Origin of the sequence: Sphingomonas sp. 179-I 2A4 NHS (assembly GCF_045369135.1) — a bacterium.
Taxonomy (GTDB): domain Bacteria; phylum Pseudomonadota; class Alphaproteobacteria; order Sphingomonadales; family Sphingomonadaceae; genus Sphingomonas.
Genome location: NZ_JBIQFL010000010.1, coordinates 91,007 through 111,264 on the forward strand (window position 1 = coordinate 91,007; position 20,258 = coordinate 111,264).

General features: G+C 66.6%; 18 protein-coding genes. 11 read left to right on the forward strand and 7 right to left on the reverse strand.

Annotation, left to right across the window (positions count from 1 at the left end; translation table 11 throughout):
- Positions 1-3 precede the first annotated feature (3 nt).
- Both glyS and ACH0CP_RS15410 read right to left on the reverse strand, forming a co-directional pair.
- The gene (gene glyS / locus ACH0CP_RS15405; protein WP_294441813.1) at positions 4-2,031 is read right to left on the reverse strand and encodes a glycine--tRNA ligase subunit beta; all 2,028 of its coding nucleotides are present in this window, start codon (positions 2,029-2,031) and stop codon (positions 4-6) included.
- Positions 2,028-2,897: a glycine--tRNA ligase subunit alpha gene (locus tag ACH0CP_RS15410; RefSeq protein ID WP_294441812.1), complete on the reverse strand. Its 870-nt coding sequence runs from the start codon at positions 2,895-2,897 to the stop codon at positions 2,028-2,030. The genes glyS and ACH0CP_RS15410 overlap by 4 nt, the downstream gene beginning before the upstream one ends.
- Positions 2,898-3,027: 130 nt before the next feature.
- Here ACH0CP_RS15410 and ACH0CP_RS15415 point away from each other — a divergent pair, with 130 nt between their 5' ends.
- The 10 genes from ACH0CP_RS15415 to lptG all read left to right on the forward strand — a co-directional run bounded on the left by ACH0CP_RS15415 (position 3,028) and on the right by lptG (position 13,420).
- Positions 3,028-3,924: a TraB/GumN family protein gene (locus ACH0CP_RS15415; protein ID WP_294441811.1), complete on the forward strand. Its 897-nt coding sequence runs from the start codon at positions 3,028-3,030 to the stop codon at positions 3,922-3,924.
- Positions 3,925-4,058: 134 nt separating this feature from the next.
- The gene (locus ACH0CP_RS15420; protein WP_294441810.1) at positions 4,059-4,673 is read left to right on the forward strand and encodes a 50S ribosomal protein L25/general stress protein Ctc; all 615 of its coding nucleotides are present in this window, start codon (positions 4,059-4,061) and stop codon (positions 4,671-4,673) included.
- A 101-nt stretch (positions 4,674-4,774) separates the two neighbouring features.
- On the forward strand, positions 4,775-5,344 hold the full coding sequence (gene pth, locus ACH0CP_RS15425) for an aminoacyl-tRNA hydrolase (protein WP_294441809.1): 570 nt from the start codon (positions 4,775-4,777) through the stop codon (positions 5,342-5,344).
- Positions 5,345-5,391: 47 nt separating this feature from the next.
- On the forward strand, positions 5,392-6,492 hold the full coding sequence (gene proB, locus ACH0CP_RS15430; RefSeq protein WP_294441850.1) for a glutamate 5-kinase: 1,101 nt from the start codon (positions 5,392-5,394) through the stop codon (positions 6,490-6,492).
- Positions 6,493-6,502: 10 nt separating this feature from the next.
- On the forward strand, positions 6,503-7,381 hold the full coding sequence (locus tag ACH0CP_RS15435; RefSeq protein ID WP_294441808.1) for an NAD(P)-dependent oxidoreductase: 879 nt from the start codon (positions 6,503-6,505) through the stop codon (positions 7,379-7,381).
- Positions 7,382-7,437: 56 nt separating this feature from the next.
- Positions 7,438-7,680, forward strand: a complete 243-nt coding sequence (locus ACH0CP_RS15440; RefSeq protein WP_294441807.1) for an acyl carrier protein — start codon at positions 7,438-7,440, stop codon at positions 7,678-7,680.
- Between the two features lie 96 nt (positions 7,681-7,776).
- On the forward strand, positions 7,777-9,039 hold the full coding sequence (spt, locus tag ACH0CP_RS15445) for a serine palmitoyltransferase (protein ID WP_294441806.1): 1,263 nt from the start codon (positions 7,777-7,779) through the stop codon (positions 9,037-9,039).
- A 54-nt stretch (positions 9,040-9,093) separates the two neighbouring features.
- Positions 9,094-11,022 carry an ATP-binding protein gene (locus tag ACH0CP_RS15450; protein WP_294441805.1) on the forward strand — a complete coding sequence of 643 codons (1,929 nt, stop codon included), beginning with the start codon at positions 9,094-9,096 and terminating at the stop codon, positions 11,020-11,022.
- A gap of 113 nt (positions 11,023-11,135) precedes the next feature.
- On the forward strand, positions 11,136-12,332 hold the full coding sequence (lptF, locus tag ACH0CP_RS15455) for an LPS export ABC transporter permease LptF (RefSeq protein WP_294441804.1): 1,197 nt from the start codon (positions 11,136-11,138) through the stop codon (positions 12,330-12,332).
- Positions 12,329-13,420: an LPS export ABC transporter permease LptG gene (lptG, locus tag ACH0CP_RS15460; RefSeq protein ID WP_294441803.1), complete on the forward strand. Its 1,092-nt coding sequence runs from the start codon at positions 12,329-12,331 to the stop codon at positions 13,418-13,420. Before lptF ends, lptG begins: the two co-directional genes overlap by 4 nt.
- Before the next feature lie 37 nt (positions 13,421-13,457).
- On the opposite strand, the gene ACH0CP_RS15465 is transcribed toward lptG, so the two are convergent.
- The 5 genes from ACH0CP_RS15465 to ACH0CP_RS15485 all read right to left on the reverse strand — a co-directional run bounded on the left by ACH0CP_RS15465 (position 13,458) and on the right by ACH0CP_RS15485 (position 18,807).
- Positions 13,458-14,255: an SDR family NAD(P)-dependent oxidoreductase gene (locus ACH0CP_RS15465; RefSeq protein ID WP_227770394.1), complete on the reverse strand. Its 798-nt coding sequence runs from the start codon at positions 14,253-14,255 to the stop codon at positions 13,458-13,460.
- 91 nt (positions 14,256-14,346) lie between these two features.
- On the reverse strand, positions 14,347-15,111 hold the full coding sequence (locus ACH0CP_RS15470; RefSeq protein WP_294441802.1) for an SDR family NAD(P)-dependent oxidoreductase: 765 nt from the start codon (positions 15,109-15,111) through the stop codon (positions 14,347-14,349).
- A 114-nt stretch (positions 15,112-15,225) separates the two neighbouring features.
- A complete protein-coding gene (locus ACH0CP_RS15475; protein ID WP_294441801.1) occupies positions 15,226-16,302 on the reverse strand; it encodes a phosphotransferase family protein in 1,077 nt (358 codons plus the stop codon).
- Positions 16,299-17,387, reverse strand: a complete 1,089-nt coding sequence (locus tag ACH0CP_RS15480) for a Zn-dependent alcohol dehydrogenase (RefSeq protein ID WP_294441800.1) — start codon at positions 17,385-17,387, stop codon at positions 16,299-16,301. The genes ACH0CP_RS15475 and ACH0CP_RS15480 overlap by 4 nt, the downstream gene beginning before the upstream one ends.
- Positions 17,388-17,490: 103 nt before the next feature.
- Complete coding sequence (locus tag ACH0CP_RS15485; protein ID WP_294441799.1) at positions 17,491-18,807, reverse strand: acyl-CoA dehydrogenase family protein; 1,317 nt, start codon at positions 18,805-18,807, stop codon at positions 17,491-17,493.
- A gap of 154 nt (positions 18,808-18,961) precedes the next feature.
- Here ACH0CP_RS15485 and ACH0CP_RS15490 point away from each other — a divergent pair.
- Positions 18,962-20,258 (forward strand): TetR/AcrR family transcriptional regulator (locus ACH0CP_RS15490; RefSeq protein WP_406893925.1); only part of this gene is annotated, 1,297 nt, incomplete at its 3' end.

Here is a 20,258-nt window from a genome sequence, read left to right on the forward strand (position 1 = left end):
CCCTTATCCCTCGATCCGCGAGAAATCCGCGACGCCATGCACCGCCGCCCGAACGCGAGCCAGCAAGGCGAGACGCGCCGTGCGCTTGGCGGGATCGGCATCGTTCACGGTGACCGTGTCGAAGAAGGCGTCGATCGGCGCGCGCAGCGTGGCGAGCGCGGCCATCGCCGCCTCGAAATCCTCGTTGGCGACAGCATCGGCCGCCGCCGGCTCCGCGGCATCGAGCGCCGCCGCGAGCGCGGCTTCCGCAGGCTCCGGATCATAGGCACCGCTCACGGTCGGGGCGGAGGCCTCGATGCCTTCCTTCTTCAGGATGTTCGCGGCGCGCTTGTAGCCGGCGAGGAGGTTTGCGCCATCCTCGGTCCCGACGAACGATTGCAGCGCCTTCACCCGAGCGAGCAGGCGGACGAGATCGTCCTCGCCGCCGAGCGCGAACACCGCGTCGATCAGATCGTGGCGGACGCCGGCTTCGCGCTGCTGGACCTTGAGGCGGTCGGCGAAGAAATCGAGAACGTCGCCGTTGGCGATGCGCGACAGCGGGAAGCGGAGACCGTTGTCGAGGATCAGCGCGAGGATGCCCAAGGCCGAGCGGCGCAACGCGAACGGATCCTTGGAGCCGCTGGGCTTCAGGTCTGCGCCGAAGAACTGGGTGATGCTGTCGAGCTTGTCCGCCAGCGATACCACTACCGTGACCGGCGCGGTGGGGACGTCGTCGCCCTGCCCGACCGGCTTGTAGTGATCGCGGATCGCCTCGGCGACTTCGGCGGGCTCGCCCTGTGCGGCGGCGTAATAGCCGCCCATCAGGCCCTGGAGCTCGGGGAACTCGCCGACCATGCCGGTGACGAGATCGGCCTTGGCGAGGCGCGCGGCGCGCTCAGCCAACTGGGGATCGGCACCCTTGACGATGCCTTCCTCGGCCAGCCAGCGGGCGAGGTTTGCGACACGCTCTACCTTGTCGGCGACGGTGCCGAGCTTTTCGTGGAAGACGATCTTTTCGAGCTTCTTCGCCTGGTCGGCGAGCGGTACCTTGAGATCGGTTTCGTAGAAGAAGCGCGCGTCGGCGAGGCGCGCGGCGAGCACCTTGCGGTTGCCCTCCACGATCCGCTCGCCGCCATCCGATGCGTCGATGTTCGCGGTGCAGACGAAGGCGTTGGCGAGTTTCCCGCCGGCATCGCGGCAGACGAAATACTTCTGGTTCACGCGCGCGGTGAGCTGGATCACCTCGGGTGGCACATCAAGGAACGTCTCGTCGAAGCGGCCGAGCAGCGGCACCGGCCATTCGGTGAGGCCGGCGTTCTCGCTGACCAGCCCCTCATCCTCGATCAGCGTGAGGCCGGCCATGTTCGCGGCAAGCTTCGCGCCGAGTGCGATGGTGGTGCGGCGTTCGTTCTGGTCGACGATGACATGGCAGGCGCGCAGTTTCTCGACATAGTCGGCGGCGCTGCCGATGGTGATGACGCCCGGGTGATGGAAGCGGTGGCCGACGGTGGCCGCGCCGCTTTCGACGCCGGCGATCGCGCAGGGCACCACATCGTCACCGAACAGCGCGATGATGCCCTGCAGCGGGCGGACCCAGCGCGGGCTTTCGGTGGAGATCGACGCCTCGCCCCAGCGCATCGACTTGGGCCAGGGGAAGGCGCGGATGATCGCGGGGATCGCGTTAGCCAGCACATCGGCGGTGGCGCGCCCGGGCTTGTCGATCACCGCGAACAAGGTCGCGCGGCCCTTCACCTCGCGGGTCTGAAGCGCGTCGCGCGTCAGGCCGGCCTTGCGCAGGAAGCCTTCGACCGCAGCGTCAGGCGCGTCGGCGGGCGGGCCCTTCAGCTCCTCGCTCACCGCCGCAGTCTCAGCCGGCAGGTCGCGCGCGATCAGCGCCAGGCGGCGCGGCGTCGCATAGGTGACGAGTTCGGCCGCCTTCAGGCCAGCCTTGGCGAGTTCGGCGGTGAACAGGCGGGCGAGATCCTCGCGCGCCTTGTCCTGCATGCGCGCCGGGATTTCCTCCGAGCGCAGTTCGAGCAGAAAATCGGTCATGCCGCGCTCCAGTTCGGGAAGCGGGCTTTCCAGCCCTCGGCATTCTTTTCCATATACGCCGTGCAGGCACCCTTCGCGAGATCGCGGACGCGGCCGATATAGGCCTGACGCTCGGCGACGGAGATGACGCCGCGCGCGTTCAGCAGGTTGAAGATGTGGCTCGCCTCGATCGCCTGCTCATAGGCCGGGATCGGCAGCTTCGCGGCGAGGCAATTCTCGCACTCGGCCGCCGCCTTGCGGAACAGGTCGAACAAGGTGTCGGTGTCGGCGACCTCGAAATTCCAGGTCGACATCTGCCGCTCATTTTCGAGGAACACGTCGCCGTAGGAAACGCCCGCGTCGTTGAAGCGCAGGTCGTACACATTGTCGACGTTCTGGATGTACATCGCCAGCCGTTCGAGCCCGTAGGTGAGCTCGCCCGCGACCGGCTTGCAATCAAAGCCGCCCATCTGCTGGAAATAGGTGAACTGGGTCACCTCCATCCCGTCGCACCACACTTCCCAGCCGAGGCCCCAGGCGCCCAAGGTGGGGCTTTCCCAGTCATCCTCGACGAAGCGGATGTCGTGGCGGGTGAAATCGATGCCGATCGCCGCGAGGGAGCCGAGATACAGCTCCTGCAGATCGGGCGGGCTTGGCTTCAGGATCACCTGATACTGGTAATAATGCTGCAGCCGGTTCGGGTTCTCGCCATAGCGGCCGTCGGTGGGGCGGCGGCTGGGCTGGACGAAGGCGGCGTTCCACGGATCGGGCCCCAGGGCACGCAGCGTCGTGGCGGGGTGAAAGGTGCCCGCGCCCATGCGCATGTCATAGGGTTGCAGAATGGCGCAGCCCCGCGCTCCCCAATAGGAATGGAGGCGCAGGATCATGTCCTGGAAGCTCAATGGCGCGTCTGTTGAGGTGGCGTTCATCGCGCGGCGGGCAATGGCGGATGGCTCGCCAACAGGCAAGGCCCGCGCTAGGCTCTCGCCACCCCGAAGAGGAAGGTCTCAACCACTCGTGTTCCGTTCGCTGACTTCCGTATTCGCCAGCCTTGGCCTCGCCTTCGCGCTCCCCGCCTGCGCCGAGCCCGCACCGGTCGTGAAGCAGGATGCCGATCCCGCGCTGTGGGTGGTGAAGGACAAGGACACGACGATCTACCTGTTCGGCACGATCCACGTGCTGAAGCCGGGGCTGAGCTGGTTCGACGAAGCGGTGAAGAAGGCGTTCGACCGTTCCGGTACGCTGGTGCTGGAGATGGTGGAGCCGGATGCGGAGACGCAGCAGAAGGTGGTCGTCTCCAAGGCGTTCGACACCAAGGGCCCGCCGCTGACCGAGAAGCTGCCCGAGGGCAAGCGCGCCCAGTTCGTGAAGACGCTGGAGGAGAACAAGCTGCCCCTCGGCTCCTATGAGCGGATGCAGCCGTGGTTCGCCGCGATCAGCCTCAGCGTGCTGCCGGTGCAGAAGCTGGGCTATGACGCCAAGAACGGCCCGGAAGGCATCCTCACCCGCGCGGCCAAGGCGCAGAAGAAGCAGGTGATGGGCCTCGAGACGTTCGAGGGGCAGCTCTCGATCTTCGATTCGCTGTCCCAGAAGGCCCAGATCGAACTTCTCACCTCCACGATCGACGAATTGCCCAAGGCCGGCGAGACGATGAACCGGATGGTCGACAATTGGGCGAAGGGCGATCCCGATGCGCTGGCCGCGACGATGAACGAGAGCCTGAAGGAATCGCCCGAGGTGGCGAAGGCACTGCTGGTCGATCGCAACGCCAAATGGGCGGCCTGGATCGCGGAACGGATGCGCACCCCCGGCCGTGTCTTCATCGCGGTCGGCGCGGGGCACCTCGCCGGGCCCGACAGCGTCCAGGCGCATCTGCGCAAGTACAAGCTGAAGGCGGTACGCGTCAGGTATTGAGCGGCGACGCACGCCCCGCTCCTCGCGTGAGGATTGCCTTTCGCGCCTCTCCCCGCTATGCGCGCCCGCTTCCGGCCATGGTCATCCCTGGAGGCGTGGCGCGGAAGGACACACATGAGTTTCGGAGAATATCGATGAGCGACCAGTTGACGCTCGCAGCCGAGACGCGTGACCGGGTTGGCAAGGGAGCCTCCCGGGCGCTGCGTCGTGCAGGCCGCGTCCCCGCCGTGATCTACGGCCAGAACAAGGAACCCACCTCGATCCACCTCGAGGAAAAGGAGCTTGTGAAGGCGCTGGGCACCGGCCACTTCATGAACACCGTCGTGATGATCAACGGTGAGCGCACCCTGCCCAAGGACGTGCACTTCCACGCCGTGACCGATCGTCCGGTCCACGTGGACTTCCTGCGCATCGCCGCCAACACCACTGTCACCGTCGCGGTGCCGGTCGTGTTCGCCGACGAGGAAGAAGCACCGGGCCTCAAGAAGGGCGGCGTGCTGAACGTCGTTCGTCACGAGCTGGAACTGGTGTGCGACGCGGCCAACATCCCGTCGGAAGTCATCGTTTCGGTGAAGGGCCTGGACGTGGGCGATTCGCTCCACATCTCGGCGGTGACGCTGCCCGAGGGCACGCAGTCGGCGATCGATGACCGCGACTTCACCATCGCCACGGTGGTTGCACCGTCGGCGCTGAAGTCGGCCGAGGGCGACACGTCGACCGAGGCGACCGAGGAAGCTACGGGCGAGTAACATCGCCTGGTGCCGCCCGGGGCGGCACGGTTTCGCGGGCGGGTGGCGGCGACGCCCCCCGCCCGTTTTCGTTTGGCGCCAGTGAGACGATGGGATCGGAGATGCAGCTTTGGGTCGGCCTGGGCAATCCGGGCCCGCAATATGCGATGCAGCGGCACAATGTCGGCTTCATGGCCGTCGACGCCATCGCCGAGGTGCATGATTTCGGCGCCACAGCGAAGAAGTTTCAGGGTTGGGTCCGCGAAGGCCGGCTGGGCAATGAGAAGGTCCTGCTGCTGAAGCCCGCCACCTTCATGAACGAAAGCGGCCGCAGCGTCGCCGAGGCGCTGCGCTTCTACAAGCTGGGCGTCGAGGCGCTGACCGTGTTCCATGACGAACTCGACCTTGCGCCGATGAAGGTGAAGGTGCGCGTCGGCGGTGGGCTGGCCGGGCACAATGGCCTGCGCTCGATCGACCAGCATCTCGGGCCGGAATTCCGCCGCGTGCGCATCGGCATCGGTCACCCCGGCCACAAGGATCGCGTGACCGGCCACGTGCTCGGCAATTACGCGAAGAGCGAGCTTGATCCGCTGACCGACCTGCTCGGCGCACTGGCCTCGGAGGCGCCCACGCTCGCGGCGGGCGACGACGTGCGCTTCATGAACGATGTTGCGCTGCGGCTTCAGGGCTGACGGGCGCCCTTCCCCATTGCCGTGGCGCGCAGTATCGCGTGGCCGCCATGCTGTTCCCGCCCGACACCTGCCGCCGCCTCGTCGTCAAGATCGGCTCGGCGCTGCTGGTCGACCCGTCGGGCGCCGTGCGGCGCGAGTGGCTGGCCGGCATCGCCGCCGATGTCGCGGCGCGGGCGACTGCGGGGCAGCAGGTCGCGATCGTCTCCTCCGGCGCGATCGCGCTTGGTGCCCGCCGCCTCGGCCTGCCGCGCGGTGGCCGCGCCAGTCTGGAGGACGCGCAGGCCGCCGCTGCCACGGGTCAGATCGCACTCAGCCAGACCTGGGCCGAGGTGCTGGCCGCCAATGGCCTCACCGCCGCGCAGATGCTGGTGACGCTGGACGATCTCGAGGATCGCCGGCGCTACCTCAACGCCGCGGCGACGCTCGGCCGGCTGCTTCAGCTCGGCGCCGTTCCCGTCATCAACGAGAACGATAGCGTCGCGACTGCTGAGATCCGCTTCGGCGACAATGATCGCCTCGCCGCACGTGTTGCCCAGGCAGCGGGCGCACAGGGCGTGGTGCTGCTGTCCGACATCGACGGCCTTTACGATCGCAATCCTGCACAACCCGGCGCCGTCCATATCCCGGAAGTCGCGCAGATCGATGCGCGGATCGCAGGCATGGCGGACGATGGCTCCGCCTCCGGCATGGGATCGGGCGGCATGGTGTCGAAGATCGCCGCTGCCCGGATAGCGACCGGCGCAGGCGTCGCGCTCGCCATCGCTTCGGGGCGGATCGATCGCCCGCTCTCTACCGGCGCCCGCCACACGATCTTCCTTCCCGAACGCCGAACTGCCGCGCGCAAGGCCTGGCTTGCCGGTCGGCTGACGGTGAAGGGCACGATCCATGTCGATGCCGGCGCTGCCGAAGCGCTGGCCGCCGGGCGCAGCCTTCTCGCCGCCGGTGCTACCGCGATCACCGGCAGCTTCGCGCGCGGTGACGTGGTGGCGATCGACGGGCCAGGCGGCACGATCGCACGCGGCCTCGCCGAATATGACGCGGCCGACATGCAGCGGCTGCTCGGCCGGCGGAGCGAGGAGCAGGAAGCGCTGCTCGGCCATGCGCCGCGCGCCGCACTCGTCCACCGCAACCATATGGCCTTGCTGTGAGGGCGTTCGCATGATCCTCGCCATTACCGGCGGCACCGGTTTCGTCGGCCGTGCGACGATCGCGCGGGCGCTGGCCGCCGGACATCAGGTGCGCGCCCTCACCCGCCGTCCGCAGCCGCCGCGCGACGGCGTTACCTGGATTGCAGGCGCGCTTGATGACCAGGCCAGCCTCGATGCGCTGGTCACCGGCAGCGATGCGGTGATCCATATCGCCGGCGTGGTGAATGCGCCCGACCGCGCGGGCTTCGTCGCGGGCAACGTCACCGGCACCGCAGCGATCCTGGTGGCGAGCGGCTCGCGGCGCTTCGTCCATGTCTCCTCCCTTTCCGCGCGCGAGCCGCAACTGTCGATGTACGGCCAGTCGAAGCGCGATGCGGAGGAGTTGGTGATCGCCAGCGCCGCGGATTGGACGATCGTGCGGCCCGCGGGCATCTACGGCCCGGAGGATACCGAAATGCGCGACGTGTTCCGCCTGGCGCGCCTCGGCCTCGCCTTCCTCCCCCCGCCCGGCCTCGTCGGGCTGATCCACGTCGATGATTTCGCCCGCCTCCTGGTGGCGCTTGCCGAGCATCCGGGCGACCGGGCGATCTACGAAGTCGATGACGGCACCAGCCCGTCACATGCCGAGTTCGCGCAAGCGATCGGCCGCGCCGTTGGCCAGCGGGTGCTGCCGCTCCATCTCCCCAAGCCGCTGCTTCGCCTGGCGGCCGGGATCGACAAGCGCCTGCGCGGTGCCGGCGCGAAGCTGACGCAGGATCGCGTCGGGTATCTCAGCCATCCGGACTGGACGGCGCGCGCCGACATGCGCCCACCAGCCTCGCTCTGGACGCCGCAGATTCCGCTCGACCGTGGCCTCGCCGAGACGGCCCGCGGCTACGCCAAGCGATGACCACGCTTCCGCCGCATTCGATTGGCACGCCTGCGACACGACGCTAAGGAGCCGCCATGAGCGACCGCGACAGCATTTACGATACGATCACGACGCAGATCGAACCCTTCAACAAGAAGGGCGTGACGGTGACCGAGGCAACCACCTTCCAGGGCGATCTGGAATGGGATTCGCTGACGGTGATGGATTTTGTCGCCGCGATCGAGGACGAGTTCGATATCATCATCACGATGAACATGCAGGCCGAGATCGAGACGGTCGGCCAACTCGCCGACGCCGTGGCGAAGCTGAAGAACTAACACCCGCTCGTCCCGTACGAAGTCGAGGGACGTGCCGCAAACGCTGCGCGTGGTGCCTCGACTTCGCTCGACACGAACGGTTTGGGACTAGAATCTATGACCGAAACCGGCCTCCAGGCAGAAGCCCTTCCTGCCGAACCCGCTGCCGCGCCGGCCGAGCGGGATCTGTTCGATAAGTTCGCGCCGCTGATCGCGGAACGGCAGGCGCTGCTCGATTCCGGCCTGCGCGATCCGTTCGGCATCGTGATGGAGGAGGTGAAGAGCCCGACCGTCGCGGTGATCAAGGGCCGCGAGACGATCCTGCTCGGCACCTACAATTATATGGGCATGACGTTCGACCCGGACGTCATCGCCGCCGGCAAGGAAGCGTTCGACAAGTTCGGCAGCGGCACCAACGGCAGCCGCGCGCTGAACGGCACCTTCCACGACCACATGGAGGTCGAGCAGGCGCTGCGCGACTTCTACGGCATGTCGGGCGCAATCGTCTTTTCAACGGGTTACCAGGCGAACCTCGGCGTCATCTCAGCCATTGCGGGCAAGGGCGAGTATATCATCCTCGACGCTGACAGCCATGCGTCGATCTACGACGGCTGCGCGATGGGTAATGCCGAGATCGTCCGCTTCCGCCACAATTCGGTCGAGGACCTCGACAAGCGGCTGGGCCGCCTGCCCAAGGAGCCGGGCAAGCTCGTCGTGCTCGAGGGCGTCTATTCGATGCTGGGCGATATCGCGCCGCTGAAGGAGATGGTCGCCGTCGCCAAGAAGCATGGCGCGATGGTGCTGGTCGACGAGGCGCATTCGATGGGCTTCTTCGGCCACAACGGCCGCGGCGTTTATGAGGACCAGGGCCTGCAGGACCAGGTCGATTTCGTGATCGGCACCTTTTCCAAGTCGGTCGGCACGGTCGGCGGTTTCTGCGTGTCGAACCACCCGAAGTTCGAGATCCTGCGCTTCGTCTGCCGGCCGTACATCTTCACTGCCAGCCTGCCGCCCGCCGTCGTCGCCTCGGCGACCGCGTCGATCCGCAAGCTGATGCACGCCAAGGACAAGCGTGAGCGGTTGTGGGCGAACACGCGCCAGCTGCACGCCGGGCTCAAGGCGCTGGGCTTCCGGCTCCCGACCGAAACGCCGGAATCCGCCATCGTCGCGGTGCTGCTCGATGATCAGGACCAGGCCGTGCGCATGTGGCAGGGGCTGCTCAATGCCGGTCTCTACGTGAATGTCGCGCGCCCGCCCGCGACGCCCGCCGGCATGTTCCTGCTGCGCTGCTCGGTTTGTGCGGAACATAGCAGCGACCAGATGAGCCGCGTCGTACAGATGTTTGAAGAAGCAGGGCGCGCCACTGGCGTGATCGGCTGAGCCGTCGGCTTCTTCCGCGAGCATTTCGTCTCTGATACTCACCTGTACGTGATCATGGACGAAGGCACGAGCGCGGCGGCCGACGCTCCACACGGCCTGCGCGGCGCCTGGCGCACCATCATGCTGGTAGTGATGGGGGTGCTTGGCGTCGGCGTGCTCGTCGCCCTGATCCTGACGCTGGGCGAGGCGAACCGTCAGCGCAATCGCGCGATCACGCTTCAGTCGCGAAGCTATGACGTCATGGTGCTGGCGCGTACCCTCTCGGGCACGATCGCCCGGTCGGAGGCGTCGCTCGGCCGCTATGTCATCTCCGGCGACAAGCAGCTGGGTCGCCTGTATTTCGAGGATTGGCGGCGCGCCGGGGAGCAGTTGCAGCGCCTAGAGCAGCTGACCCGCGACAGCGACGAACACATTGCTCGCCTCCAGCGCCTGCGCCGCGCCTATGCGGAGCGGGGGGAGCAACTGTCGCTGACGGCTCTTTCCACCAATTACGGAAAGAACGCACAGGCGCTGTCGCGCTACTACCAGGCGCGCAATTCCGCCTCCCTCGACGAGATTAACCGCGTGCTGGACGAGATCATCGCCGGGGAACGCGGGGTGCTGGAGCGGCGCACGACGGAAGCAATGACGCTGGTGGAGCGTTCGACGCGCGCGGCGTTCGTACTTTCATCATTCGGGGTCCTGCTGTTGCTGGGCGCGATTGCGCTTGGCTGGCTCACGGTGCGCGCATTGACCGAACGCGCGACGGCCAAGGCGGAAGCCGAGGCTGAGCGCGCCCGCGCCGAGGAACTGGCCCTCGCCGTGGCTGCCGCGACCGAGGAGTTGCGCGTGCAGGAAGCGCGGCTGCGACAAGTGCAGAAGATGGATGCGGTCGGACAGTTGACAGGTGGAATTGCGCACGATTTCAACAACATGCTTGCCGTCGTTACCGGCGGGATCGAACTTGCGCGCCGATCCCAGGCAGCCGGGCGCGACGATGTCGCGCGCCATCTAGCGAGCGCGGCGGACGGCGCCGCGCGCGCTGCCGAGCTCACCCGCCGGCTACTGGCGTTCGCGCGGGAGGAAGCGATCAACCCGGAAGCGATCCCGGTCGGAGCGCTGATCGCCGGGATGCGTGACCTCCTCGACCGCACGCTTGGGGATGGCGTTCTGGTCCAATTCGTCGACGAGTCCGGCGACGCCTGCGTCTGTGCCGACCGGGTACAGCTTGAAAACACGCTCCTCAATCTTGCCGTCAACGCGCGCGATGCGATGGAGGGTCGCGGCACGCTGACGATCACCGCCGCCACCGAGACGGGGGACGGCCAAGAGCGCGTGGTGATCACCGTTCGCGATACTGGCTGCGGCATGACGCCCGAAGTGGCGGAGCGCGTGTTCGAGCCGTTCTTCACCACCAAGCCGGTCGGCAAGGGCACCGGCCTTGGCCTCAGCCAGATCTTCGCCTTCGTCCGCCAGCAGGGCGGCGATGTCGCGATCGACACCGCGCCCGGCGAAGGCACCGCCGTTCGCATCAGCCTGCCGCGCGAAACCGTTGCGACACCATCGGCGGCGGTGCCGGAGCTGCTGCCGACCCCCTCGGAAGACGCAGCCGGGCTGACGGTGCTGGTGGTGGAGGATGATCCGCGGGTGCTCGCTGCCACCGTCGGCGCGCTGGAGGAACTTGGCCATCACGCCATCCGCTGTGACGACCCGCTCGCCGCACCCGCGCTGCTCGACGCGAACCCGGCGACCGATCTCATCATCAGCGACGTGCTGATGCCCGTGCGAACCGGCCCGGAGATGATCGCCGCGCTCGATCCGCGCCACGCGCATCTCGCAGTGCTGTTCGTCACCGGCTTCGCGGGCGAAACGACGGAGGGGTTCATCTTCAACGGCCACCATGTGCTGCGCAAGCCGTTCACGCTGAACGCCCTCGAGCGCGCGATCGCCGAGGCCTTGTCGCGCCGGCGCGCCGCTTCGCCGCACGGGATCGCCGCAGAGTAAAAGCACACCGCGGAACATCCTTCCACGCCGGAACATTCAGGGCTGGCACTCCCCGCCCCGTTGCCTATACCGGCCACCCCAACCGAACGATCCGAGCCCCTGTCCAGCCGCCCATGAAATCGATCGATCGCTACATGGCCCGGCTGATCGCGCTGCCGTTGTTCTCAACGCTCGTGATCTCCGCGATGCTGCTGGTGCTCGATCGCATGCTGCGCCTGTTCGACTTCGTCGCGACCGAAGGCGGGCCGGTGAACGTCGTGTGGAAGCTCTTGGCAAACCTGCTGCCGGAATACCTCGGCCTCGGCATCCCGATCGGTCTGATGCTTGGCATCCTCCTCGCCTTCCGCCGCCTTGCGACCTCGTCGGAGCTGGACGTGATGCGCGGGGTGGGCATGAGCTACGGCCGGCTGCTTCGGGTGCCGTACATGTATGCGACGGTGCTCGCGCTCGTGAACCTCGCCATCGTCGGCTATATCCAGCCGCGCGCGCGCTACGCCTACGAAGGCCTACGGTTCGAGCTTCGCACGGGCGCGCTCGGCGCCTCGATCAAGGTGGGCGAGTTCACGCATCTGGGCGACCGGATGACGCTGCGGATCGAGCGCAGCCGCGAGAAGGGCCGGGAGCTCTCGGGCATCTTCGTCCACGCGCAGACGCCAAAGGGCGACTGGATCGGTGTGACGGCGCAGCGCGGGCAGTTCCTGGCGACCGACGATCCCAACACCATCATCTTCCGCCTGACGAACGGCACGCTCGTCCATAACCGGCCGGAGTTCGCGACACCGCGCGTGCTGACCTTCACCGCGCACGACTTGCCGATCGACCTGCCCCGGTTCGAAAGCTTCCGCGCGCGGGGCGGGCGCAACCTCGAATACACCATTCCCGAACTGGCGCGGATCGGCGCCAGCGGCGAGAGCGAACAGGCACGCGATGCCAGCAAGTCGGAACTTTATTTCCGCTTGGCTGAGGTGCTGACGATGTTCCTGCTGCCGCTGCTGGCCGTATCGCTGGGCGTGCCGCCGAAACGGTCGACCTCGGCGATCGGCGTGTTCCTGTCGATCGTGATGGTCGTGGCGTACCACAAGGTGAACCAATATGCCGCTTCGGTCGGCGAGCTTGGCCGGGTCGATCCGTTCATCGCGCTGTGGACGCCGTTCGCAATCTTCGCCGCGCTTATCATCTGGATGTATTACACGCTCGCCTATGTCCCTGGCGGGCAGCCGATCGGCGCACTAGAGCGCGCGGCCAGCAAGGCGCTGAAGTTCATCACCAGCCGCCTGCCCGGCCGGCGCCGGCGGGAAGCGCGCGCATGACCTCGTTTTTCCCTTCGCGCACCGTCGCGCTCTACATGGGCCGAATGTTCTTGGTGCGCACCTTCGGCATCCTCGCCGGACTGGTACTGGTCCTCCAGGCGCTCGATCTGCTGGGTGAATCCGGCAAGATCCTGGCGATCCCAGGCAATGGTGACGCTGAGGTTTGGCGCTACATGTCGCTGCGCGTGCCAGAGATCATCGCCCGCTTTTTGCCCTTCTCGGTTCTGCTGGGCACGATCCTGACGCTGATCACGATGAACCAGAACAGCGAGATCGTCGCGCTGAAGGCCTCCGGCCTTTCCGCGCACCAGGTGCTGGCGCCGCTGATCCTCGCCAGCGTCGGCATTGCGGGCATCAGCTTCACCTTCAACGAACGGATCGTGGCGCGCGCCACCTCGACGCTCGATCAATGGCAGAAGGTGAATTACGGTCCGCTGCCGATCGATCGGGGCGAGCGATCGAACGTCTGGGTGCGTACCGACGACGATCTGATCGAGGTGGACCAGATCAAGGGCCGTGGGGACGCGGCGCAGCTTGGCGGCATCACCCTCTATGAGCGTGATCGCGGCAGCCTTCGCGCGATCGTCACCGCGCCGCGTGGCTGGCGCAGCGGGGATGGCTGGGCGATCGGCCCGGCGCGCCGCTTCGACGTGGCGACCGGCAAGATCACTCAGGTCGGCCAGATGGTCATCGCGCGCGGCGTGACCCCGGATCAGTTCACTTTGTCGACGGTCGACGCGGATGGCATGACCTTCGGGCAGCTGCGCGCCGCGATCGACGATCTCAGCGCCGCGGGCCGGCCGACCAAGTCGCTGGAAGGCGCGCTGTGGCACAAATTGTCGGGGCCGCTGTCGTCGGTGCTGATGCCGCTGCTGGGCGCAGTCGCCGCCTTCGGCATCGCGCGCTCGGGCAAGCTGTTCGTCCGCGCCGTGATCGGCATGGCACTTGGCTTTGCCTATTTCGTCGCGGATAACTTTGCGCTGGCGATGGGCAATCTCGGCGCTTACCCGCCGTTCCTCGCCGCCTGGGCACCGTTCCTTCTGTTCCTGCTGATCGGTGAGGCAGTGCTGATCCGGACCGAGGAATAGGCTCCCGCCGCACTGGCAGCGGGAGCGTCACGCAGGTTTACGCCGTCGTGCGGCCGTATTCCTGCTTCGTCACCGGGTGGCTGGACGACAGGCCGCCATCGACCGCGATCGCCTGCCCGTTGACGTAGCTTGCGTCGTCCGAAGCGAGGAACAGCGCGACCTTCGCCAGCTCCTCCGGCTGCGCGCCGCGGCGCAGCGGGTTGAGGCGGCCGACGCGGTCGATCTTGCCCGCGTCACGGGCGTAATCGAAGACGGACTTGGTCATCCCCGTCTCCGTCAGACCAGGGCAGATCGCGTTGACGCGCACGTTCGATCCCGACAACTGCTGCGCCGACACCTGGGCGAGGTTGATCACCCCGGCCTTGGACGCGGAATAGGCTGGCGACCCGGCGCCCGAACGGATGCCGGCGACGCTTGCCGTCAGGATGATCGCGCCCTGCCCGCGCTCGGCGATGCGCGGCGCGGCGTGCTTGATCGCCAGAAACGGGCCGATCAGGTTCACGCGCAGCACTTCGGTGATCAGCGCTACGTCCGTATCGAAGATGTTGGCCATGCCACCCGAGATGCCCGCATTGGCGAACATCACGTCGAGCCCGCCGAACTTGTCGCAGGCGAGCGCGACGGTGCGCACGACATCTTCCTCGCTGCCGGCATCCATCTCGATCGCATGCGCCGTACCGCCGGCGGCGCGGATCGCCTCGACCGTCTCCTCCGCCCCCTTCTTGTCGGCCGCGATGACCCGGCCACCCTCGGCGGCAAAAAGCGTTGCGGCGGCGCGGCCGATGCCGGAGCCGGCACCCGTCACGATGATCGATTTGTCGGTGAACCTAGCCATGTCTCACTCCGTTGGCGCCGGCGTGGAAGAAACGCCCCCCGTGCCTCGCTTTATCAATACTTCCGCGCCCCTCACCTGAGGAGCGGCGGGATCAGATCGTCACGCCGCCGTCGATCACCATCGTCTGGCCGGTCATGAAGCCGCTGGCGCGCGACGCGAGATAGACGACCGCGCCCGCGATCTCCTCCGGCTCACCGATGCGGCGCAGCGGCGTCGTGCGGTTGCGTTCGGCAACTGCCGCCTCGTCTTCCCATAGCGCCTTGGCGAAATCTGTCTTGATCAGGCCCGGGGCGATGCAGTTCACGCGGATGCCGTGGGCGCCATATTCATGCGCCAAGTTGCGGGCGAGCTGCATGTCGGCCGCCTTGCTGATGCAATAGGCGCCGATCACGGTCGATCCACGCAGGCCGCCAATCGACGAGACGATGACGATAGAGCCTTCCTTGCGCTCCTTCATCTCGGGCGCAACCATCGTGATCAGCCAGTGGTTGGAGAGGATATTGTTGTCGAGGATCTTGCGGAACTGCTCGTCCGCGATCCCTTCCTGCGGCCCGTAATACGGGTTGGACGCGGCGTTGCAGACCAGGCAGTCGATCCGCCCGAACTCGCGCCGGCTCTGGTCGACGAGATGCTGCAGCGCCGCCTTGTCGGAGATGTTCGCGGCAATCGCCACCGCCGTGCCCGGCCCGAACCGCGCGTTGATCTCGTCCGCCACCTCTTCGCAGGCATCCTGCTTACGGCTGGAGATCACCACCTTTGCGCCCTGCTCGGCACAAGCGATTGCGCTGGCCTTGCCGATCCCGCGCGAGGATCCGGTGATCAGGACGGCCTTGCCGGTCAGATCGAACAAACTCATGGCTCACTCCCCTCCCGCTTGCGGGAAGGGCTGAAGGTGGGCCGGCCCGCAAGTGATTGCATAAAGGGGGAGGAGCATGCCCCTCCCCGATCCGTGCCCGCCGACAGGCAGGCGTTACGCGGTTGCGCCGGCCTTCTGTGCGAACTGCCAGGCCGCATCGGCCAGCATCGGCACGCGTGCGCTGGTCGCCTCGGCATTGGCGCTGGACGCCGTGCCGATCAGGAAGCGCTTGCGGATACCCTGGACGATGGAGGCAAGGCGGAACAGGTTGAACGCCAACAGCCAGTTTAGATCCGGAACGCCATCCCGCCCGGTCTTCTCGCAATAACGCGCGACGACTTCCTCGACGGTCGGGATGCCGGTCTCCGGCCCGGTCAGGCCCATCACGCCCGAGCGGCCCTCCGGCTCGGTCACCCAGCTGATCAGGAAATAGCTGAGGTCGGCGAGCGGATCGCCCGTCGTGCAGAGTTCCCAGTCGAGCACCGCGGCGACGCGCGGTTCAAGGCCCGGTGCGAACTTCATATTGTCGCAGCGGTAATCGCCATGGACGATCGTGGTGCGGGTCTGCTCGGGAATGGTGCGCGGCAGCCATTCGATCAGCCGCTCCATCGCCGGCATACGCTCGGTCTCGGCACCGCGATACTGCTTCGTCCAGCGGCTCACCTGCCGCTCGAAGTAATTACCCGGCCGCCCGAAATCCTCGAGCCCCGTCGCTTTCAGATCGACATTGTGGAGCGCCGCCAGGGTATCGATCATCGCATTGTAATGCGCGCGCCGGGTGTCGGCATCCATGCCCGGGAAGGCGCCGTCCCAGATCGTGCGGCCGTCCACCATCTCCATGACGTAGAAGGCCGAACCGATGACGCTGTCATCCTCGCACAGGCCATATTGCCGGGGCACCGGGAAGCCGGTCGGGTGGAGCGCGGCCATGACGCGATATTCGCGATCAACCTGGTGCGCGGACGGGAGCAGCTCGCCCATCGGCTTGCGGCGAAGCACGTAGTTGCGCCCCGGCGTCATCAGCTTGTACGTCGGGTTCGATTGTCCGCCGGCGAACTTCGCATAGGTCAGCGGACCCGCGAAGTCCGTGACGTGGGCTTCCATCCAGGTGTAGAGGCGATCGGTGTCCAGCCGATCGCGCTCGCTGATCTCCGCCTGGAGGCCGGTATCTTCCGCCACGGCCGTGCTCATTGATCGAACACGATCACGCTGCGCGTCGCATCGCCCTTGCGGAGTTCGTCGAACGCGTCGTTGATGCGGTTGAGCGGCAGGCGCTCCGCGATGATCGTGTCGAGATCGAGCATGCCGCGCATGTAGAAATCCACCAGGCGCGGGATGTCGACCGGGAAGCGGTTCGACCCCATGATGCCCCCCTGCAGCTTCTTGCCCGACAGCAGCTCCATCGCGGAAAGGCCAACCTTCTGGTCGAGCGGCATCATGCCGAGGATCGTCGCGGTGCCGCCGCGGCGAAGCACGTCGACCGTGGTCTGCGCCGACTGCGGCCGGCCGACAGCTTCGATCGCATGATGGACGCCGCCCTTGGTGAGTTCCACCACTTCGCCGACGACACCTTCCTTCATCGGATCGAAGGTATGGGTCGCGCCCAGCTTCTCGGCGACGGCGCGCTTCTCAGGCACCGGATCCAGGGCGATGATCTTGCCCGCGCCGGCGATCTTCGCGGCATTCACCGCGGCAAGGCCAATGCCGCCGCAGCCGACGACGCAGACCGTCTCGCCCGGCGTCACGTCCGTGGTGTTGAACACGGCGCCGGCGCCCGTCGTCACGGCGCAGCCGATCAGCGCGGCACGGTCGAGCGGCATTTCCGGGTCGATCGCGACGCAGGCATGCTCGTGCACCAGCATCTGTTCGGCATAGGCCGACAGGTTCAGCATCTGGTTGACGTTGCCGCCGTTCGCCAGGCGAAGCCGCGGCTCCGCCGTTGGCCCACGGCGCGTCTCGGCGCTGACGCACAGGAACATGCGGCCCGTGATGCAGAACTCGCAATGGCCGCAGAAGGCGCTGAGGCAGGTGACGACCGCATCGCCAACCTTCACCGTGCGCACTTCATCACCCACCGCCTCGACGATGCCGGCGGCCTCGTGCCCCGGGATCGCCGGCAGCGGATGCGGATAGACACCGTCGACGAAATGAAGATCGGAACGGCAGACGCCGCACGCGACGGTGCGGATCAGCACCTCGTGCGGGCCGGGCTTGGATACGACGACGTCCTCGATCTGGAGCGGCGCCTTGGTTTCAAAGATGACGGCGGCTTTCACGGTCTCTCTCCATTATTCTCACGAATGATCGTCACCCGGCCGCCAAGCCCGCAACCGCGATGGCTGGCAGCGGGCTCCGGGTCCGGTCCTGTGACGAAAAGGCTCAGCGCGATACGCCGATATCACCACTCGAAATCTCGGCACCGCGCGGCGCGCCGCGATCATTCGCGATCTCCGCCTTCCAGTCGCCGTACTTGCCGAATTCGTTGCGGGCGATGGCGCGGGCGTGAACCTCGTCCGGGCCGTCGGCGAGGCGAAGCGTGCGCTGCGAAGCCCACGCATGCGCGAGGCCATAATCCTCCGCCACACCGCCGCCGCCATGCGCCTGCACCGCATCGTCGAGGATGCGCAGCGCCATGTTCGGCGCGAACACCTTGATCATCGCGATTTCTTGGCTGGCCGCCTTGTTGCCCGCCGCGTCCATCGTCTGCGCTGCCTTGAGGCACAGCAGACGGGTCATCTCGATCTCGATCCGGGCCTGCGCCACGCGCTGCTCCCATACCGAGTGATCGGAAATCCGCTTGCCGAAGGCGACGCGGCTGAGGAGGCGCTTCGCCATCTTCTCCAGCGCCACCTCGGCGACGCCGATCGTGCGCATGCAGTGATGGATGCGGCCCGGCCCGAGCCGGCCCTGCGCGATCTCGAACCCGCGGCCCTCGCCGAGGATGACGTTCTCGACCGGCACGCGCACGTTGGTGAAGCTCACCTCGCCATGGCCGTGCGGCGCATGATCATAGCCATAGACCGACAGCATGCGCTCGATCTTGATGCCCGGCGTATCCATCGGCACCAGGATTTGGCTCTGCTGCTGGTGGCGCGAGCCCTCGAAGCTCGTCTTGCCCATCAGGATGCCGATCTTGCAGCGCGGATCGCCCACGCCTGACGACCACCATTTCACGCCGTTGATCACATAATGATCGCCGTCACGCTCGATCCGAGTCTCGATGTTGGTGGCGTCGGACGAGGCGACCGCCGGCTCGGTCATCAGGAAGACGGAGCGGATCTCGCCGTTCATCAGCGGGCGAAGCCACTTCTCCTTCTGTTCCAGCGTGCCATAGCGATGCAGCACTTCCATGTTGCCCGTGTCCGGCGCGGAGCAGTTGAAGCACTCGCTGGCCCAGCCGATCTTGCCCATTTCCTCGGCGCACAGCGCATACTCGAGGTTGGTGAGCTGCGTCCCTTCGAACTCGAACGTCTCGTCGACATGCGTCTGGCCCGAGTGCGGCGGCATGAAGAAGTTCCAGAGCCCGGCCGCCTTGGCCTTGGCCTTCACCTCTTCGATGACGGGGATCACCTTCCAGCGATCGCCAGTGTGCGCCTGTTCGTGATACTCGGCCTGCCGCGGCGCGATCTCGGCGTCGATGAAGGCCTTCACGCGGTCCCTGAAATAGGTTTCGCGCTCGGTCAGGGTGAAGTCCATAGCATCCCTCCGCTCGATATTTGCGCCGGCTGTAGAACGTACCGCATCTTCGGTAAAGCATCAGAATCGCGGCCGAACGCGCTGCCCTGACGCTTGCGACAGGCCGTGTAGAAAAAGGACTGTTTCTTCGAAAATTGAATGCTAGGGTCGCTGGATGCAGGCTCAGGGGGAACTGGGCGGCGACGGAGAGGAGACGGGCACGCGCCGCTTCAGGGCGAAGCGCGAAGCCATTCTTGCCGCCGCTGCCGATGCGATCAACGAACAAAGCGCGAAGGGCATGACCTTCGCCGATGTCGCGCGCCGTGTCGGCCTCAATACCACCAGTGTCACTTACTATTTCAAGCGCAAGGAGGACCTTGCCGCCGCCGCGTTCGAGCACACGCTCGATTACCTGCTGGTGATGCTCGATACCGCGATGGAAGCGGATACGCCGGAAGCGCGCGTGGAGCGCTATCTCGCGCTCAACATGGCCCGGCTCGCCCGCGTGCAGCGCGGCGAGGAGCGGCAGATCGCCGGCCTCTCCGATCTTCGCGCGATGGACGAGCCGGTGCGCGGCCGTCTGATGGCTGGCTGGCGCGAGGTGTTCCGCCGTGCGCGCCGCCTGTGGGGGCCAGCAAACAGCCGCGCGCAGACCGATCTCAACGGCGCGCGCGCCCATGTGCTGATGGAAAACACCTTCTGGCTGCCGGTCTGGCTGCCGCGCTACGAGCCTGATCAATATGATCGCGTCGAGGCGCGGGTGATGGACGTGTTCCGCCATGGCCTTGCGGTGCGTGGCGCGCGATGGGACCCCTCCCCTGTCGAACTGCCGCATGATTCATCAGAAGGCCGCGACGCCTTCCTGCTCGCGGCCACGCGCCTCATCAACGAACTGGGCTATCGCGGCGCTTCGGTGCAGCGCATCGCGAGCGAGTTGAACGTCACCAAGGGCAGCTTCTACCACCATCTCGATGCCAAGGACGATCTTGTTATCGCCTGCTACAAGCGCAGCTTCGACACCATCACCGCGGCGCAGCGGCTGGCGGACGATCAGGGCGGCACGCAATGGGATCGGCTGTGCGCGATGTTTGCCACGTTGCTGGGCGTGCAGTTCTCCGAACTCGGCCCGCTGCTGCGCACCACGGCGCTCAGCGGCCTTCCCGGCACCGTGCGGCAAGCGATGGTCGATCGATCGAACCGAATCGCGCGGCGCTTCGCGGGAACGATCTCGGACGGGATCGCGGAAGGCACGGTGCGTGCCGTCGATCCGCTCGTCGCCAGCCAGCTGGTGATGGCGTTCCTCAACGCCGCGTTCGACATGCGCAAATGGGCCTGGGCGATGCCGCGCGAGCGCGCGATCGGCCTCTACGCCTCGACGCTCGCCTTCGGCATGTTGGCCCAGTCGGCCCGAAGCTGCGATTTTGGTCATCTTGGAGAACACGTCGGGAACGGGCTGGTTGTTGTTGACGATC